This window comes from Streptomyces sp. NPDC057697 (genome assembly GCF_042799335.1).
GTDB lineage: Bacteria > Actinomycetota > Actinomycetes > Streptomycetales > Streptomycetaceae > Streptomyces.
Genome location: NZ_JBHVJA010000004.1, coordinates 251960 through 268666, shown reverse-complemented (window position 1 = coordinate 268666; position 16707 = coordinate 251960). Strand labels below are relative to the sequence as shown.

The following is a 16707-nucleotide window of genomic DNA, read 5'->3' as shown; positions in this document are numbered from 1 at the left end:
GCGCCTCATCCCCGCAACGACGTCAGGGACTCGGTGGACAGGGTTGCCGTGCGGCGATGATGCACGCGCATCAGCACGCCGAACACCACGACCGCGACCAGCAGGTCGAAGAGAAAGGCCACTTCGATGATCAGTGGCATCCCGGCGGCGACCACCAGTGACGCGAGCGACACACCGTTCTCCAGGGAGAAGAATCCGACGGCCTGGGAGACGACGTCCCGGCGCACGATCATCAGCACGAAAGCCACCAGCACGATCGACATCGAAAGGCCGAGTGCCGCTTGCGGCAGGAAGCGGCTGCGGATGTCGAGCGACCCCACCGCGAAGAACCCGAAACCGGCCAGGGCCAGGGAGAGCAGAGTCGCGCTCGCCACACCGATCGCTCCCGATCCCGCGATCTCCACCTGCGCGTCGCGCAGCAGCCGGGTGATCACCCATGGCACCGCGATCACCTTCAGCGCGAGCGACACGGCGGCCAGGGCGTACAGCTCGGGCAGGTCGCGGCCCGCCGCCACGATCACCGCGAGCAGGGAGACAAGCAGCGACTGCACCGCGTACAGGCGCACCTGGGAATGGGACAGCGCGGCGCGCAGCATCGCGAACTCGGTGAGCAGCAGCAGGACTGCGACCGCGTTGGTGGCGCCTTCGAACGTGGTCGGTACGCTGTCGGCGGCGAGCAGGTCGGCCATCAGCCGCCTCCCAGATAGAGGGTGAACACGGCCAGCACCGCCAGCAGGAACGCCGCCGACACGAATTCCGTGATCTTGAAAAGGCGCAACTTGGCGAAGCTGTTGTCGATGACGGCCACCACACAGCCCAGCAGTGCGGCCTTGCCGAGCAGTGCGAGGACGGCCAGTGCCACGGATGTGGCCTCGGTGCTGGAGGACAGGCCCCAGGGTGCGATGAACACGTCGATCAACAGCGTGTAGAGGATCAGCTGTTTCATCGCCGAGCCCCACTTGAGCAGGGCCAGGTACGGGCCGGAGTGCTCGAAGGCGCGGGCTTCCTCGATCATCCCGAATTCGTTGGTGCCGGTGTGGGTCTCGACGGGGATGCGCGCCGTTTCGTAGAGGATCACGAGGAACAGCGCGACGCCGGCCAGCAGATGTGCCGGGCGAATGATCTGGTCGGCCGACGAGCGGACCGTCGCGGCCTGTGCGTAGGGAAGGTCCGTGGCGGTGACGAGGGCGACGGTGAACACCACGAACAGCACCACGGGTTCGGTGATGGCCCCGAATGTCTTGGAGCGGCTGCCACCCAACTGGGCGTAGGGGCCGCCGCTCTCCGTCGCTGCGACCGCCACGGAGAAGCTGGCGAGTGCCAGCAGAAAGCCGCCGCCGAGGATGTCGCCCATGTAACCGAGCGGCAACCCGAAGCTGGTCAGTACGGGAATGAGGAGTGGCACCGTCAGGTAGCAGGTCAGTGCCACCGCGGGCGCGGCCAGAAAGAACCAGCTCGCCCCGGCCGGGGCGAGGGACTCCTTGCGGAACAGCTTGGCGAGGTCGTAGTACGGCTGGAGCACACGAGGCCCGCGTCGGCCCTGCATCCTGGCCTCCACCTTCGCGATCACCCCCGACAGGCCGGGGGCGGCCACCAGGACGGTCAGCGGCTGGAGGGCCTGCACGAGGGGAAGTGGCAGAGACGCACTCATCGCATCACCCGCCCCGCCTGGCGGGGCGGCCGTGTGAATCGGCTGGGGACGACATCGCCGTGCCCTGGTAGCGCCCGGTCCGCCCTTGTCACTGTCGCCTCCACCTGATACGGCACCGAGAAACTGGTGCGGTTGATCGGTAGAGGCCATCAGCAGCGCACAACTGCGGTTCAGGCGAGCCTCATCGCCTGGTCACCAGCGTGTGCAATCCCTGGCACGGCGTCAACGAACCGGGCCGTGGCTTCACCCGAAGGGAAGCGTCGACGCGATGGGCCGAGCCGTCCTCCGGGCGGCCGGTCGATGCGGCAGGAGGCTGACCCACGCGGCTCCCGGCGCGAGAACCGGGACCGGCTGACCGCACCCACCAGCGGGCTGGCGCCCGATCCTGCTCGTCCGGGGCGACCCGGACGTCCACGTGGCCGCCGCCCTGCGGGAGCCGCCCCCCAGGGCCTCTCGTTCGGATCATGCCGGGCTCGCGCGCTCCGGTACGTGACGACTGGCTCAGTGGACGTCAGGCGCTCACCGCCGTACCCGCGGCATTCCGAGCCCGATCCACGAGATGATCTCCCGCTGGATCTCGTTGTTGCCGCCGCCGAAGGTGAAGATGACCGCGGAGCGGTACCCGCGTTCGAGTTCGCCGTGCAGTACGGCGCCCGCCGATCCCTCCTTGAGCGGGCCGGCCGAGCCGACGATCTCCATCAGCCAGGCGTAGGCGTCGCGGCGGGCCTCGGAGCCGTAGACCTTGACGGCGGAGGCGTCCTGCGGGGTGAGGGTGGCGTTCTGGACCGCGGAGACCATCTGCCAGTTGAGGAGTTTCATCGCGTCGAGCCGGGTGTGGGTGCGGGCCAGCAGGGCGCGGACCCAGCCGAGGTCGATCACGCGCCGGCCGTCCGCCAGCCGGGTGTCCGCCGCCCAGCGCTGGACGTTGTGGAGGGAGCGGATCGCCATGGTGCCGTGGGCGGCGAGGGTGACGCGTTCGTGGTTGAGCTGGTTGGTGATGAGGCGCCAGCCCTTGTTCTCCTCGCCGACGCGCCGGGAGACGGGGACGCGGATGTTCTCGTAGTAGCTGGCGGTCGTGTCGTGCGAGGCGAGGGTGTTGATCAGGGTGCAGGAGTAGCCGGGGTCCGTGGTCGGGACGAGCAGCATGGTGATGCCCTTGTGCGGCGCCGCGTCCGGGTCGGTGCGGACGGCGAGCCAGACCCAGTCCGCGGTGTCGCCGTTGGTGGTCCAGATCTTCTGTCCGTCGACGACGTACTCGTCGCCGTCGCGGACGGCGCGGGTCCTCAGCGCGGCGAGGTCGGTGCCCGCGTCGGGCTCGCTGTAGCCGATCGCGAAGTCGATCTCGCCCGCGAGGATCTTCGGCAGGAAGTACGCCTTCTGCTCGTCGGTGCCGTACCGCATGATCGTCGGGCCCACCGTGTTGAGGGCCATCAGCGGCAGCGGGACGCCCGCCTGGGCGGCCTCGTCGAAGAAGATGAACTGTTCCATCGGGGACAGCCCGCGTCCGCCGTACTCCGTCGGCCAGCCGACGCCGAGCCAGCCGTCGGTGCCCAGGCGGCGGATCGTCTCCCGGTAGAAGCGCTTCTGGGCCTCGGGGGCCGCATAGCGCGTGTATGCGTCGTCGGGGACCAGTCCGGCGAAGTAGCTGCGCAGTTCGGTGCGCAACTGCTGCTGTTCAGGCGTGTATTCGAGGTGCACGGCCCCTCCGGGAGTCTCGCGGTCGCGTCGTCCGTGTGCGGCGGCGCACACAGTAGAACGTGTTGCAAGAATCCGGAAGGGCCGGGACGGTACGGGTGGGCCCCGCGTCCAACATGGCGCGGGGCGGTCGGCGCGCCCGGCGCGACGGGGCCTGCGGACGGGGCCGTCAGCGTTTGACGGCGCGCAGGACCACGAACTTCGGGTCGCCCGCGACGGTGACGCAGTTGCCGAAGACGCGGCGGAGCCGGGTGTGGTAGCCGAGGTGCCTGTTCCCGACGACCCACAGTTCGCCGCCGGGCCGCAGCGCGGCGCGGGCCCCTTGGAACATGGCGCGCGCCGTCGCGTCCGTGGTGGCCTGGTGGGAGTGGAACGGCGGGTTGTTGAGGACCAGGTCCACACTGGCGGGCGGCAGGTCCGCCAGTCCGTCGCCGACCAGGAACTCGGCCTCGGCGTCCGGCCCGGCGTTGGCCCGGAAGGTCTCCTCGGCCGAGGCGACCGCCTGGTACGACTCGTCGATGAAGGTGACCCTGGCCTCGGGGTTGGCGAGCGCGGCGGAGAGCCCGACGACGCCGTTCCCGCAGCCGAGGTCGACGACCCGGTCGGGGCCGGTGCGCGCGGGGAGGTGACCGAGGAAGAACCGGGTGCCGATGTCGAGGCGCTCGGCGCAGAAGATCCCGGCGTGGTTGGTGACGGTCCGGCCGGAGACCGGGCCGAGCCCTTCGGGCAGTTGGTAGCGGTACGGCCAGGGGCTCGGCGTGGCGGCCGCGACCGGGCCGGGGGTGCAGAAGATGAGCCGGGCCTTCTTGACGGCCAGCGAGGTGCGGGTGGGGCCGATGATCCGCTCGAAGAGCTTGAGGGTGGAGGTGTGGATCTCCTTCACCATCCCGGTGCCGATGATCACGGTGCCCGGGTGGACGGCCGGCGCGAGCCGGTGCAGCTGGTCCTCCAGGAGCGCGAGGCTCTTGGGGACGCGTACCAGCAGGACGTCGATCCGGTCCGGCGGCACGTCCCTGGCCGACAGCAGGCGCACCGCGTCCGCGTCCACGCCGTTGCGGGCCAGATTGCCCAGGGTCGCGCGCTGCGCCAGGTAGGAGTCGGTGATCTGTACGGGCCGGTGCCCGGCCAGTACGGTGCTCAGCGCGCCCCAGCGGTCGCCGACCACGACCACGGCGCCCGAGAGATCGACCGGGTCCGTCCCGTCGGCGCCCTCCAGCCGCCGCAGCAGGTACTCATCGGCGGCGTCCCAGGCACGGAACGGGTCGCGCGGGTCCTCGGGGTAGCGGGCGAGCTCGAACCCCGCCCCTGACGTCGTCAAACGGTTCATTGTGCACCCAGGCTAGCCGAGCCGCGGGGAGCACCCGCACGCTCCCCGCGCGCGCCCGGCCGCCGGGCCGTCGCGTCCCGCCGGCGCGGGACCCCGTGGTACCGCTAGGTCCTGTCTTCGAACTGCCGTCTGCCGTACGACGCCCGGCACGGACGCTCGCCGTGCTGTCGGGATCGCCCCGATACACCCAGTCCCGATACGTCCGGTACCGGGGCGAACCTCCGCCTTGCGCTCGCACGCACCGGACGCCGAACGGCCCGGCCTCCGGCCGTACGACCGCAGTTCGAAGACAGGTCCTAGGGCAGCGCCTTGTCGATCGCCGACCGGCCTTCCCGGGCGAGCCTGCGCTCCGCCCACTGGAGATTCTTCGGGGTCAGGTCCCGCCCGGAGGCGAGCACCAGGTCCTCCGCCGACGGATGATCACTGCCGCCGGTGTGCAAGAGGCTGTCGGGAGTCACTCCCCGCGATGCGGATACGGATTCGGGCTCGTCGCTCATGCCGCCTCCTCGTCCTTTCGGTCATTCTCGCCCCGTGCCCGGCCCGCCGCATCCGAACCCCCACGACCTCCGGCGACGCCGCGATCCGGCGCTCACTTGACCTGCACATGATAGGTACACGCTGTTCACACCCTGGTCACGGTGCGTGTGGAAGGCTCCCGCGTACCACGTACCACACGATCGCCGCGGCGCCGCCCCCCACCTTGTGACGGTGTCGTGGCGCACGCATTTCCGGAGAGGACACCCCACATGTCCCGTCGTCACCTTCGTTACCGGCGCCCGCTGCTGGCGACCCTTGCCGCCTTCGCGGTGCTCGGCGGCACCGCGGCCGCCGCACCGGCCGCCACGCCCGAGGCCACGTCCACCACCGCGACACCACTGCGGGTGCTCGACGACACGTACTACCAGGACGCGCTCGGCAAGACCGGCACCGAGCTCAAGAGCGCCCTGCACAAGATCATCAGCAACCAGACCAAGCTGTCCTACAGCCAGGTCTGGGACGCCCTCAAGGACACCGACGAGGACCCGTCCAACAGCTCGAACGTGATCCTCCTCTACACCGGCCGCTCCCAGTCCAAGAACTCCAACGGCGGCTCGGTCGGGGACTGGAACCGCGAGCACGTCTGGGCCAAGTCCCACGGCAACTTCGGCACCGCCACCGGTCCGGGCACCGACATCCACCACCTGCGCCCGGAGGACGTCACCGTCAACTCCATCCGCGGCAACAAGGACTTCGACAACGGCGGCAGCGCGGTCAGCGGCGCACCGGGCAACTACACCGACAGCGACTCCTTCGAGCCGCGTGACGCGGTCAAGGGCGATGTGGCCCGCATGCTCCTCTACATGGCGGTGCGCTACGAGGGCGACGACTCCTTCCCCGACCTGGAGCCCAACGACAAGGTCTCCAACGGCTCCGCCCCGAACATCGGCCGGCTCTCGGTACTGAAGACGTGGAGCCAGGAGGACCCGCCGGACGCCTTCGAGAAGCGGCGCAACGACGTCATATTCGACCAGTACCAGCACAACCGGAACCCGTTCATCGACCACCCCGAGTGGGTCGAGTCCATCTGGTAGACCCGGTCGCCGCGGATGCGCGGGCCCCGGCGCTCAGCCGGACCCGCCGCCCGCGCACCAGGCCACGGCCTGCGCGCGGGTCGCGAAGCACCGCGGGGCGGCCGGTCCGTCCCGCCGCCCGGCACCGGGCGGGGCGAGCCGGCGGGCCGGATCGGTGACGGCGGCGCGCGCCCCGTCCGCCGCGATCCGGGCGAGCCCGCCGCTCAGCATCGCCCGCGCCACCCTGTCGACGCCGGTCACCCGCCGCAGGTCCAGCACGACCGGTTCCACCGCCCGGGGGCGCGCCTCGTCCAGCGCGTACAGCACACGCTCGGCCGCGGTGAAGTCGAGGGCACCCTGCGCGGCCACGACGGCGACCCGTTCGCGCGGGGCACGGTCGTGCGGCGCGGCCCCGGCGGCGGGCGGTTCGTCGGCGGTGGCGACAAGGGTGACGGTGCTGGCGGCCAGGGCCGGATTGTGCATCAGGTGCAGGCCGAGCCGCTCCGACAGGGCACCGAGCGCGGCGCGCCCGCGCACCGAGGTGCCGGTCGGATCCAGCCGCGGGCTGTAGGCCGCCAGGCCGAACCGTGCGGGCCCCGCGGCGATCAGTCCGCCGGACACCCCGCTCTTCGCGGGCAGCCCGACCCGCAGCAGCCAGTCCCCCGAGGCGTCGTACATGCCGCAGGTCGCCATCACCGCCAGCACCTGCGCGGCCACCGGCTCCGGGACCACCTCGTCGCCGGTGAGCGGGTTCACACCGCCGTGCGCGAGAGTGGCGGCCATCGCGGCCAGGTCCAGTGCGGTGACCCGCACCGCGCACTGCCTGAAGTACGTGTCGACCGCCGCGACCGGGTCGACGGGCAGCGGGCCGGTGCTCCGGAGGAGATAGGCCAGGGCCCGGTTGCGGTCGCCGGTGGCGGCCTCCGAGGCGTACACCTGCTCGTCCACCTCCAGCCGCCGTCCGGCGAACCGGCTCAGGCCGTCGAGGATGCGCGCGAACCTCGGGGCGTCGGGGGTGTCCGGGACCAGCGCGGTGGTGATGATGGCCCCCGCGTTGACCATGGCGTTGTCGGGGCGCCCGGTCTCCGGTTCCAGGCTGATGGCGTTGTACGCCTCCCCGCTGGGCTCGGCGTTGACCCAGCGGCACACCTCGTCGAGCCCGAGGGCGGAGAGGGCCAGTGCGTAGACGAAGGGCTTCGACACGGACTGCAGGGTGAACGGGGCGGCGGCGTCGCCGGCGCTGTAACGGTGGCCGTCCATGCTGATCAGCGCCAGCCCGAAGGCATCCGGGTCGGTCAGCGCGAGCTGCGGGATGTAGTCGGCGAGCCGGCCGTCGCGCAGCCCGGCGAACCGGGCGTGCAGTTCCCGCAGGGCGTCGGTGACGGCCTCGGCGGCGGAGCTCACCCGGCCCCGGCCGCCGGTCGCGCCCGCCCCGGACGGCCCGGGGAGAGGGACCGGCAGCGGGGAAGGGCGAGGAGGGACGGGCAGAGAGCACACTGCGGACGGGTACGCACGGCCGCTCTCCCCGGCCGCTCAGGCCGCCTCGTCACCGAAGGTCTCGCGCGGCCGCTCCTCGCTCCGGGCGTCCAGGTCACTGTGCGTCAGCATGCCGCCCGGCGCCCCGGCACCGGCGGGGCCGAGCGACTGCTCGGCCCTGGGCTCCGCCCGGTCGGCGGGCCGGCCGGCCCCGGCCGCGTCGACGATCCTGATCGGCCCCACCTTCCGGAGGGGCTTGAGCGGGGTCTCCACGCCCCCGGCGCCCTCGGCGGACGGGACCTTCCACACGGTAAGCGTGGCCATGCCATGCACCTCCTGGAGCACCGATGAAGAACTCGCCCATAGTAGGAACAAAAGGTATGAATTGACTCGTCGAATTCACCCGCTTCGTCCGGGAGCGGATTCCGGCCGAGAACCCCTGGGAGAGAACGATGGACACGGATGCCCTGACCGCCGGTCTGTTGCAGGAACTGCGGGCGGTCAAGCCCTATCCGGCACTGTCCCTCACGATGCCGACGCACCGCCGTGCTCCGGACAACGCCCAGGACTCCGTCCGGCTCCGCAATCTGGTGGCGGAGGCCGCCGGGCGGCTGGAGGCGGACCCCGCGGTCACCCGCGAGGCGCGGGCCGCGCTCAAGGACCAGCTCGACCGCGCGGTCGACGAGGTGGACCCCCGCCGGTCCCTGGACGCCCTGGTGCTGCTCGTCACCGCCGACGAGCACCAAATCTGGCAGCTTCCGCGCACCGCCCCCGAACGGGTGGTGCTGAGCGACACGTATCTGACCCGCAATCTGGTCGCCGCGAAGGCACAGGCCCAGCCGTTCTGGGCACTCACCGTCTCGGCCGGGCGCGTCGCCCTGTGGAGCGGCACGGCGGACACCCTGCGTGAGGAGAAGACCGGCGGATTCCCGCTCACGGCGCCGCAGGAGCCGCCCAATCCGCAGCGCGAGGAGCAGATCGGCGACACACCGAGCACCTTCAGCGACGAGGAGACGCGCCACTTCCTGCGCACGGTCGACGAGAAGCTGCGCGCCGTGCTGGCCGCGGATCCGCGCCCGTTCTACCTGGTCGGCCTCGCCCCCGCGCTCGCTCTGCTGGACGAGGTCGGGGAGACCGCCGGTTCGGCCGCGGGCCGGCTCACCAAGGGCGCGCCCGCCGACCTGTCGCCGGGCGACCTGCTCAAGGAGCTGCGGCCGGTGCTCGACGAACGGCAGCGCCGGTTCGCCGCGGAGATCGACGGCAGACTGGACGAGGCCCGCGGCCGCCGTGCCTTCGCCGGTGGTCTCGACGAGGTGTGGGCCGCCGTACGGGAGGGCCGGGCCGGTCTGGTCGCGGTGGAGGAGCACTTCCAGCAGACGGTACGGATGGCGGACGAGCACCTGGAGCCGGTGAGCGGCGAGGCGGCGGACCTCACGGACAGCGCGGTCCGTGAGGACGTCGTGGACGAGCTCGTCGAGCGGGCCCTGGACAGCGGAGCCGAGGTGGTCTTCCTCCCCGACGACTCGCTCGCGGAGCACGGACGGATCGCGGCGGCCCTGCGCTACTGAACCGACCGGCGCCGCGCCGCGCCCCTCCCCCGGGCCCGCATGCCCCAGGCATGCGGGCCCGGGGCGTCGCTGGGAGACTGAGGAAGGGCCCCACCGGCCCCCACCTGCCCCCACCGGGTTCCATCAGGCCCATCGAGCGCCATCGGGCCGGGCGGGCCCCCGGAGAGGAGTGACGCCACATGCCACGCGGATCCGATGCCAAGCGGGAACGGCAGTACGAGCACATCAAGGAGAGCGCGCAGGAGCGCGGGGTCAGCGAGGAACGGGCCGAGGAGATCGCGGCCCGTACGGTCAACAAGGCCCGCGCCCGCGCCGGGGAGTCGAGGACCGCGAGCCGGACCTCGATCGAGGACATCTCGTCCTCCCGGCGCGGCGGTCTGCGCTCCCACAGCGGAGCGGAGGGGCCGACCCGCGACCAGCTCTACGAAGAGGCGCGGAAGAAGAACGTCCACGGCCGGTCGAGCATGACGAAGGCCGAGCTGGCACGGGCGGTCGGCCGCTGAGCCCGCGCCACGGGAAACCAGGCGACGTCAGCCGCTGAGCCCGCGCCACGGGAAACCGGGCGACGTCAGCCGCTCCAGGTCCATTCGGCCACCTCGGGCAGGTCCGTGCCGTGCTCACGGATCCAGGCGTGATGGCGGGTGCGGGCATCCGCCATCGCCTGGCGTACCGCCACGGCACGGACGCCGAGACCGGGCACCCGGTCGATGACGTCCATGACCAGCCGGTAGCGGTCCAGGTCGTTGCGGACCACCATGTCGAAGGGCGTCGTGGTGGTGCCCTCCTCCTTGTAGCCGCGCACGTGCAGGTGCTCGTGGCCCGCGCGCCGGTAGGCGAGCCGGTGGACCAGCCAGGGATAGCCGTGGTAGGCGAAGATCACGGGGGCGTCCCTGGTGAACAGCGCGTCGTACTCGAAGTCCGGCATTCCGTGCGGGTGTTCCTCGCGGGGCAGCAGCCGTGCCATGTCCACCACGTTGACCACCCGTACCACCAGTTCCGGCAGGTGCTCGCGCAGCAGGTCCGCCGCGGCCAGGGTCTCCAGCGTGGGGACGTCGCCCGCGCAGGCGAGCACCACGTCGGGTGCGCGGCTGCCGTCCTCCGTACCCGCCCATTTCCACACACCGGCGCCCCGGGCACAGTGCGCGCGGGCCTGGTCGAGGGTGAGCCAGTCGAAGGAGGGCTGCTTGCCCGCCACGATCACATTGACGTAGTCGCGGCTGCGTAGCACGTGGTCGGCGACGGCGAGCAGGGTGTTGGTGTCCGGCGGCAGGTAGACCCGTACGACCTCGGGACTCTTGTTGAGGATGTGGTCGACGAAGCCGGGGTCCTGGTGGGAGAAGCCGTTGTGGTCCTGGCGCCAGACGTGCGAGGTGAGCAGGTAGTTGAGCGAGGCGATGGGGCGGCGCCAGGCCAGCCGGCGGGAGGTCCTGAGCCATTTGATGTGCTGGTTGACCATCGAGTCGACGATATGGGCGAACGCCTCGTAGCAGGAGAAGAGTCCGTGCCGGCCGGTGAGGAGATATCCCTCCAGCCAGCCCTGGCACAGGTGCTCCGAGAGCACCTCCATGACGCGTCCGTCGTGGGAGAGGTGCTCGTCGGTGGGCAGCACGCGTTCCTGCCACGCCTTGGCGGTGGCCCCGTAGAGGGCGTCGAGCCGGTTGGACGCCGTTTCGTCGGGCCCCACGACGCGGAAGTCGCGGCGCTCGGCGGTGGCGGCCATGACGGCCTCCAGCAGTCCGCCGAGCACCCGGGTCGGTTCGTGCAGCACGGTGCCGGGCCTGTCGACCTCGACGGCGTGGTCCTCCAGCGGCGGGATGGGCAGATCGCGCAGGAGCAGACCGCCGTTGGCGTAGGGGGTCGAGCCGAGCCGGGCGTCGCCCGCGGGCACGCAGGCGAGCACCTGGGCGCTGGGCCGCCCGGAGGCGTCGAAGAGTTCCTCGGGGCGGTAGGAGCGCATCCACTCCTCCAGCTGCCGCAGGTGGTCCGGGTTGTCGCGAACCCCGGGGAGCGGGACCTGGTGGGCGCGCCAGGTGCCCTCGACCGGCACCCCGTCGACCTCCACCGGGCCGGTCCAGCCCTTGGGAGTGCGCAGCACGATCATCGGCCAGTGCGGACGGCCGGTGCCGCCGCCGACGCGGGCGGCGGCCTGGAGTTCCCGGATCCGGTCGACGGCCCGGTCCATCGCGGCGGCCATCGCCCGGTGGACGGAGACCGGGTCGTCACCGCCGACGTACAGGGGGTCGTGCCCGTAGCCGCGCAGCAGGGCGTCGAGCTCCGTCTCGGGGAGGCGGGCGAGCACGGTCGGGTTGGCGATCTTGTAGCCGTTGAGGTGGAGGACCGGGAGGACGGCTCCGTCGTGCACCGGGTCGAGGAACTTGTTGGAGTGCCAGGACGCGGCGAGCGGCCCGGTCTCGGCCTCGCCGTCGCCGATGACGCAGGCGACGAGCAGATCGGGGTGGTCGAGGGCGGCTCCGTAGGCGTGGGTGAGGGCATAGCCCAGTTCGCCGCCCTCGTGGATGGAGCCGGGTGTCTCGGGTGCCACGTGGCTGGGTACCCCGCCGGGGAAGGAGAACTGCTTGAACAGCAGCCCCATGCCTTCGGCGTCACGGCCGACATCGGGATACGTCTGCGCGTAGCTGCCCTCCAGCCAGGAGTTGGCGAGGACGGCGGGTCCGCCGTGGCCGGGCCCCCAGACGCAGAGGGCCTGGACGCCGTGGGACTTGACGACCCGGTTGAGGTGGGTGTGGACCAGGTTCAGTCCGGGCGAGGTGCCCCAGTGGCCGAGCAGGCGCGGCTTGATGTCCTCCCGGACCAGCGGCCGGGTCAGGAGCGGGTTGTCCATCAGATAGATCTGGCCCACGGCCAGGTAGTTGGCGGCCCGCCAGTGCGCGTCGAGGGCCGCGATCTCCTCGTCGGACGGGCCTGACGGGCCCACGGTGGCCGACGGGCCGGGGGCGTTGCTCATGGTTGTCTCCAGCGGGAAGGCTCTGGCGTCTTTCGTCCGGACCGGGCCGGATCGGGGAGCGGGGGCACACGCGCTCGGCGCGGTCCCGACGGGAGTCCTCAGTCGGTGTCGCCCATGGGCTCGGGCCCGTACCAGACCGTGGTCGCGTTGCAGAACGCGCGGATGCCCTGCCCGGCGAGCTCGCGCCCGTAGCCGGAGCGCTTGACACCGCCGAAGGGCAGAGCGGGATGGGACGCCGTCATGCCGTTGAAGAAGACACCGCCCGCCTCCAGGTCGCGGACGCAGCGGCGGGCCTCGTCCTGGTCCCGCGTCCACACGTTGGAGCTGAGGCCGAAGGGGCTGTCGTTGGCGAGCGCGACGGCCTCGTCCAGCCCGTCGACCCGGTAGAGCGAGGCGACGGGGCCGAAGGTCTCCTCGTGATGGATGCGCATGGCGGGGGTGATTCCGGTGAGGACGGTGGGGGCGTAGAACCAGCCGCGCTCCAGCCCGGGGGCCAGACCTTCCGGCCTGGCTCCGCCGCACAGGGCACTCGCCCCCTGCCGCACCGCGTCGTCCACCAGTTCCTCCAGGTCGGCGCGGCCCTGTTCGCTGGCGAGCGGGCCGATGTCGGTGGACTCCTCCATCGGGTCGCCGACCGTCAGATCGCTCATGCCCACGGTGAACCGCTCGGCGAACTCCTCGTACACCTCGGTGTGCACGATGAACCGTTTGGCCGCGATGCAGGACTGCCCGTTGTTCTGCACCCGCGCGGTCACGGCGGTGCGGGCGGCCCTGGCGACGTCCGCCGACGGCATGACGAGGTACGGGTCGCTGCCGCCCAGTTCCAGGACGGTGTGCTTCACCTCGTCACCGGCGATCGACGCCACCGAGCGGCCGGCCGGTTCGCTGCCGGTGAGGGTCGCGGCGGCGACCCGGCGGTCGCGCAGGATCCCCTCCACCGCGCCCGATCCGACCAGCAGCGACTGGAAACATCCCACCGGGAATCCGGCCCGCCGGAACAGTCCTTCCAGGTACATGGCCGTCTGCGGGACGTTGGAGGCGTGCTTGAGCAGGCCGACGTTGCCCGCCATGAGGGCCGGGGCGGCGAAGCGCACGACCTGCCAGAGCGGGAAGTTCCACGGCATCACGGCGAGCACGGCGCCGAGCGGCCGGTAGTGGACATGGGCCCGGGAGGCGCCGGAGTCCCGTACGTCGGCCGCGGACGGGTGCTCGTCCGCGAGGAGCTCCTCCGCGTGGGCCGCGTACCAGCGCATCGCCTTGGCGCACTTGGCGGTCTCCGCGCGGGCCGCCCCGATCGGTTTGCCCATTTCGATGGTCATGGTGCGCGCGATGTCCCGCTGGTCCTCGTCGAGCAGGACGGCGGCCTGGTTCAGCAGGCGGGCCCGCTCGGCGAACCCGGTGGTCCGATAGCGCCGGAACGCCGAGTCGGCGGCGTCGAGCCGCTGCTCGATCCCCGCCTTGTCCAGCGCTTCGAACGTTCTGATGGTTTCGCCGTTCGCGGGATTGACCGTCGCGATGGGCATGGCCGTGTCCTCCTTGACTCGGTTCTTCGACCGTGCCGCGCCGCGCGCCGCGCCGCAAGGCGGACGCCGCCGGGCGGACACCCGGCCGGCGCGGTCCGTGCGTGCGCGGTGCACGTCGTCCGCGCCGGGAGGGGAAACGTCCAGCGGATACGGGGACCGGCGGTCCCTTTCAGACCAGGGCGGGATCCGGCGCCGTCTCGGGCTCGCCGGCGGGGGCCGCGAGGGTGCCGGGCTCCCCGACGGGCGCCGCAACCACGCCGGGCGAGCTGCGGAACTCACCCACACCGGGCAGCGGCGGGAGCGGCACCAGGTCGACGTCGAACGGCTCCTTGGCGTACCTGGTGAACCAGACGACCTTGCCCTCGGCCGTACGGCAGGTCCCCCAGCTGTCGCTCAGGGCCATGACCCGGCTCAGGCCACCGCCTCCGGTGCTGAGCAGCTTCGGCATCTCGGAGCCGTTGTCGGCGACGGAAACCGTGAGATGCCGCCCGGACCAGCGGAGTTCGACGACGCAGTTGTTGTCGTCACCGACATGCCGGTGGACATTGGTCAGCAGCTCCTCCACACCACGGCACACCGGCCGGATATGGAGTTCGAGACTCCAGTGGCGGAGGTGCGCCGCGATTATTCGCCGCAGCTGGGACACACGCTCTGCCGAAACCTGGAGTTCGACCAGATAGTGCCGGTCGAGTGGAACGGTCATCGTCGAGGCTCCTCACATCGAGGCCCACTGGCTTCGCCCCGTTGGACAACGACCCCCGAGCACGAAGAGTGAGCAGATGTCTCTTCTGGGTCACTCCCCAGCGTGGCCCGGCGGAACCGGTCGCGCAACACAGGGCACGAGCGCCCAGGTCACAGCAGATACGGCAGCAGCGCGTCCGGGGTGAGCGGAAGAGTCCGCAGTCTGATACCGGTGGCGTGCCTGACGGCGTTGCCGACGGCTGCGGCGGCACCGACGATGCCGATCTCACCGATGCCCTTGCTGCCCATCGGGTTGAGGTGCGGATCCTCCTCGTCGATCCAGTGTGCCTCGATCTCCGCCACGTCGGCGCAGGCGGGCACGTGGTAGGAGGCGAGGTCGTGCTCGGTGAAGTCGCCGAAGACGGGGTCCATGGTGCTGGCCTCGGTCAGCGCCATGCCGATCCCCATGGTCATGCCGCCGATGAACTGGGAGCGCGCGGTACGGGAGTTGAGGATGCGTCCGGCGGCGAAGACGCCGAGCATCCGGCGCATCCGCACCTCTCCGGTCCGTGCGTGCACGGCGACTTCGGCGAAGTGGGCACCGAACGCGTGGCGCGCGTAAGGGGATTCCCGCTCGGTCTCCCGCCGGGTGTCGGCGGTGACGGTGAGCCCGTCCGCGGGGACCGGGCCGGTGCGTTCGTCCAGTTGTCTGCGCAACAGGGTGCAGGCCTTGTGCACGGACCAGCCCCAGGAGGCCGTGCCCGACGAGCCGCCCGCCAGTGGGGCGTCGGGGAGGTCGCTGCTGCCGATCTCGGTCCGGATGAGCTCCACGGGGGCGCCCAGCACGTCGGCCGCGATCTGTGCGAGCACGGTGCGGGCACCGGTGCCGATGTCGGTGGCGTTGACCCGGATGCGGTACGAGCCGTCGGGGGCCGCGTGCGCCGAGGCGCTGGAGGCGGAGACGTACACCGGGTAGGTGGCGGCGGCGACGCCCGTGCCGAGCAGCAGCGGGCCCTCCTCACGGATCGCGGGACGGGGATCGCGGTCGTACCAGCCGAAGCGGGCGGCGCCCTTCTCCAGACAGGCGGTCAGGCCGCGGCTGCTGAACGCGCGTCCGGAGTCCGGTTCGTTCGCCGGGTCGTTGCGGATGCGCAGTTCGACGGGGTCCATGCCGAGCGCGGAGGCGAGTTCGTCCATGGCCGATTCGAGCGCGTACATGCCCGGGGCTTCGCCCGGTGCGCGCATCCAGGAGGGGCTCGGCACGTCCAGGGCGACCACCCTGTGGGTGGTGCGGCCGGCGCCGGAACCGTACATGACGCGGGTCGGTACGGCCGCCTGCTCCACGAACTCCTTGACGGTGGAGGTGTGGGTGATGCTCTCGTGGTCGACCGCGGTGAGGTTGCCGTCGAGGTCGGCGCCGAGGCGGATGTGCTGGATGGTGGGGGCGCGGTGGCCGACCACGGCGGCCATCTGGCGGCGGGGAAGCGCGATCTTGACGGGGCGCCCGGTGTGGCGCGCGGCCATGGCCGCCAGGACGGTCTGCGGGCGCGGGGTGCCCTTGGACCCGAAGCCGCCGCCGACGTGCTCGGAGACGGCGGTGATCTGCTGGGGCCGGATGCCGAACGCGGTGGCCAGGCTGTCGCGGACCGTGGTGGAGCCCTGGCTGGAGTCGTGGACGGTCAGATGGCCGTGCTCGTCCCACCGTGCCGTCGTGGCGTGCGGCTCCATGGGGTGGTTGTGCAGGGCGCCGATGGTGTAGGTGGCGTCGATCTGTACGGGGGCCGTGGCGAGGGCCCGGTCGGTGTCGCCGCGCTCCCGGACGGCGGGGTAGCCGCCGTTGACCGTCTCCGGGGTGTACAGGCCGGGGTGGTCCTCGGTCAGCAGGACGTCGTGACCGCTGGTCTCGTAGGTGATCCGCAGCGCCTCGGCCCCGGCGCGGGCGGCCTCCGGGGTCTCGGCCACCACGAGCGCGACGGGCCAGCCCCGGTGCGGGACCCGGTCGTTCTGGAGGACGGCGAGGATCGGGTCGTCGGGCTCCTTGAGGCGGGGCGCGTTGTCGTGGGTGAGGACGGCGCGCACTCCCGGCAGGGCCAGGGCCTCGTCCGCGTGGACGGCGTCGACGCGGCCGCGGACGATCGTGGCGGGAACGGGCCGGCCGTACAGGCACCCGGGCGGGGTGTGCTCGGCGGCGTAGCGGGCGGTGCCCGTGACCTTGTCCCGGCCCTCACGGCGGACGACGGGGGTGCCCAGGGCTGGCGGGGCCTGGCTCAT

At 71.8% G+C, this 16707-nt stretch carries 14 protein-coding genes and 1 riboswitch; of the genes, 3 read left to right on the top strand and 11 right to left on the bottom strand.

All coding sequences use genetic code 11. The features are described from left to right. Positions 1-5 precede the first annotated feature (5 nt). The 5 genes from ACFVFH_RS14380 to ACFVFH_RS14360 all read right to left on the bottom strand — a co-directional run bounded on the left by ACFVFH_RS14380 (position 6) and on the right by ACFVFH_RS14360 (position 5170). A complete protein-coding gene (locus ACFVFH_RS14380) occupies positions 6-689 on the bottom strand; it encodes a hydrogenase (RefSeq protein WP_383767389.1) in 684 nt (227 codons plus the stop codon). Further along, entirely contained in the window at positions 689-1651 is a 963-nt protein-coding gene (locus tag ACFVFH_RS14375) for a respiratory chain complex I subunit 1 family protein (protein ID WP_383767386.1), read from the bottom strand. The genes ACFVFH_RS14380 and ACFVFH_RS14375 overlap by 1 nt, the downstream gene beginning before the upstream one ends. A gap of 133 nt (positions 1652-1784) precedes the next feature. Next, a riboswitch (Fluoride riboswitch) is annotated at positions 1785-1849 on the bottom strand. Positions 1850-2170: 321 nt separating this feature from the next. Beyond that, on the bottom strand, positions 2171-3349 hold the full coding sequence (locus ACFVFH_RS14370; RefSeq protein ID WP_383767383.1) for an acyl-CoA dehydrogenase family protein: 1179 nt from the start codon (positions 3347-3349) through the stop codon (positions 2171-2173). A 166-nt stretch (positions 3350-3515) separates the two neighbouring features. After that, on the bottom strand, positions 3516-4673 hold the full coding sequence (locus ACFVFH_RS14365; RefSeq protein ID WP_383767380.1) for a methyltransferase: 1158 nt from the start codon (positions 4671-4673) through the stop codon (positions 3516-3518). A gap of 296 nt (positions 4674-4969) precedes the next feature. Continuing rightward, positions 4970-5170, bottom strand: coding sequence for a hypothetical protein (locus ACFVFH_RS14360; protein ID WP_329201853.1), 201 nt, complete (start codon positions 5168-5170; stop codon positions 4970-4972). A 249-nt stretch (positions 5171-5419) separates the two neighbouring features. On the opposite strand from ACFVFH_RS14360, the gene ACFVFH_RS14355 reads away from it, so the two are divergent. Then, positions 5420-6244, top strand: coding sequence for an endonuclease I family protein (locus tag ACFVFH_RS14355; protein WP_383767375.1), 825 nt, complete (start codon positions 5420-5422; stop codon positions 6242-6244). Between the two features lie 33 nt (positions 6245-6277). Here the strand turns inward: ACFVFH_RS14355 and glsA are convergent, their stop codons facing one another. Both glsA and ACFVFH_RS14345 read right to left on the bottom strand, forming a co-directional pair. Continuing rightward, positions 6278-7627: a glutaminase A gene (gene glsA / locus ACFVFH_RS14350; protein WP_383767372.1), complete on the bottom strand. Its 1350-nt coding sequence runs from the start codon at positions 7625-7627 to the stop codon at positions 6278-6280. 129 nt (positions 7628-7756) lie between these two features. Beyond that, positions 7757-8023 carry a hypothetical protein gene (locus ACFVFH_RS14345; RefSeq protein ID WP_383767369.1) on the bottom strand — a complete coding sequence of 89 codons (267 nt, stop codon included), beginning with the start codon at positions 8021-8023 and terminating at the stop codon, positions 7757-7759. Positions 8024-8151: 128 nt separating this feature from the next. Between ACFVFH_RS14345 and ACFVFH_RS14340 the strand changes: the two genes are divergently transcribed. Together ACFVFH_RS14340 and ACFVFH_RS14335 are read left to right on the top strand one after the other, a co-directional pair. Next, positions 8152-9267 carry a chemotaxis protein gene (locus ACFVFH_RS14340; protein WP_383767366.1) on the top strand — a complete coding sequence of 372 codons (1116 nt, stop codon included), beginning with the start codon at positions 8152-8154 and terminating at the stop codon, positions 9265-9267. A gap of 179 nt (positions 9268-9446) precedes the next feature. Then, the gene (locus ACFVFH_RS14335; protein WP_383767363.1) at positions 9447-9770 is read left to right on the top strand and encodes a plasmid stabilization protein; all 324 of its coding nucleotides are present in this window, start codon (positions 9447-9449) and stop codon (positions 9768-9770) included. A gap of 65 nt (positions 9771-9835) precedes the next feature. Here ACFVFH_RS14335 and ACFVFH_RS14330 read toward each other — a convergent pair whose 3' ends face one another. The 4 genes from ACFVFH_RS14330 to ACFVFH_RS14315 form a co-directional block, all read right to left on the bottom strand. Next, complete coding sequence (locus ACFVFH_RS14330) at positions 9836-12232, bottom strand: phosphoketolase (protein ID WP_383767360.1); 2397 nt, start codon at positions 12230-12232, stop codon at positions 9836-9838. Positions 12233-12330: 98 nt separating this feature from the next. Continuing rightward, positions 12331-13755 carry an NADP-dependent succinic semialdehyde dehydrogenase gene (locus ACFVFH_RS14325; RefSeq protein ID WP_383767357.1) on the bottom strand — a complete coding sequence of 475 codons (1425 nt, stop codon included), beginning with the start codon at positions 13753-13755 and terminating at the stop codon, positions 12331-12333. A gap of 169 nt (positions 13756-13924) precedes the next feature. Next, the gene (locus ACFVFH_RS14320; RefSeq protein ID WP_383767354.1) at positions 13925-14458 is read right to left on the bottom strand and encodes an ATP-binding protein; all 534 of its coding nucleotides are present in this window, start codon (positions 14456-14458) and stop codon (positions 13925-13927) included. A 149-nt stretch (positions 14459-14607) separates the two neighbouring features. Next, positions 14608-16707: a xanthine dehydrogenase family protein molybdopterin-binding subunit gene (locus ACFVFH_RS14315; protein ID WP_383767351.1), complete on the bottom strand. Its 2100-nt coding sequence runs from the start codon at positions 16705-16707 to the stop codon at positions 14608-14610.

Excerpts from the sequence above, each read along its gene's own strand:
- ACFVFH_RS14345 (WP_383767369.1), bottom strand. The coding sequence starts at position 8,023 with ATGGCCACGCTTACCGTGTGGAAGGTCCCGTCCGCCGAGGGCGCCGGG.
- ACFVFH_RS14355 (WP_383767375.1), top strand. The coding sequence starts at position 5,420 with ATGTCCCGTCGTCACCTTCGTTACCGGCGCCCGCTGCTGGCGACCCTT.
- ACFVFH_RS14360 (WP_329201853.1), bottom strand. The coding sequence starts at position 5,170 with ATGAGCGACGAGCCCGAATCCGTATCCGCATCGCGGGGAGTGACTCCC.
- ACFVFH_RS14315 (WP_383767351.1), bottom strand. The coding sequence starts at position 16,707 with ATGAGCCAGGCCCCGCCAGCCCTGGGCACCCCCGTCGTCCGCCGTGAG.
- ACFVFH_RS14320 (WP_383767354.1), bottom strand. The coding sequence starts at position 14,458 with ATGACCGTTCCACTCGACCGGCACTATCTGGTCGAACTCCAGGTTTCG.
- ACFVFH_RS14340 (WP_383767366.1), top strand. The coding sequence starts at position 8,152 with ATGGACACGGATGCCCTGACCGCCGGTCTGTTGCAGGAACTGCGGGCG.
- ACFVFH_RS14335 (WP_383767363.1), top strand. The coding sequence starts at position 9,447 with ATGCCACGCGGATCCGATGCCAAGCGGGAACGGCAGTACGAGCACATC.
- ACFVFH_RS14375 (WP_383767386.1), bottom strand. The coding sequence starts at position 1,651 with ATGAGTGCGTCTCTGCCACTTCCCCTCGTGCAGGCCCTCCAGCCGCTG.
- ACFVFH_RS14365 (WP_383767380.1), bottom strand. The coding sequence starts at position 4,673 with ATGAACCGTTTGACGACGTCAGGGGCGGGGTTCGAGCTCGCCCGCTAC.
- ACFVFH_RS14380 (WP_383767389.1), bottom strand. The coding sequence starts at position 689 with ATGGCCGACCTGCTCGCCGCCGACAGCGTACCGACCACGTTCGAAGGC.
- ACFVFH_RS14325 (WP_383767357.1), bottom strand. The coding sequence starts at position 13,755 with ATGCCCATCGCGACGGTCAATCCCGCGAACGGCGAAACCATCAGAACG.
- ACFVFH_RS14330 (WP_383767360.1), bottom strand. The coding sequence starts at position 12,232 with ATGAGCAACGCCCCCGGCCCGTCGGCCACCGTGGGCCCGTCAGGCCCG.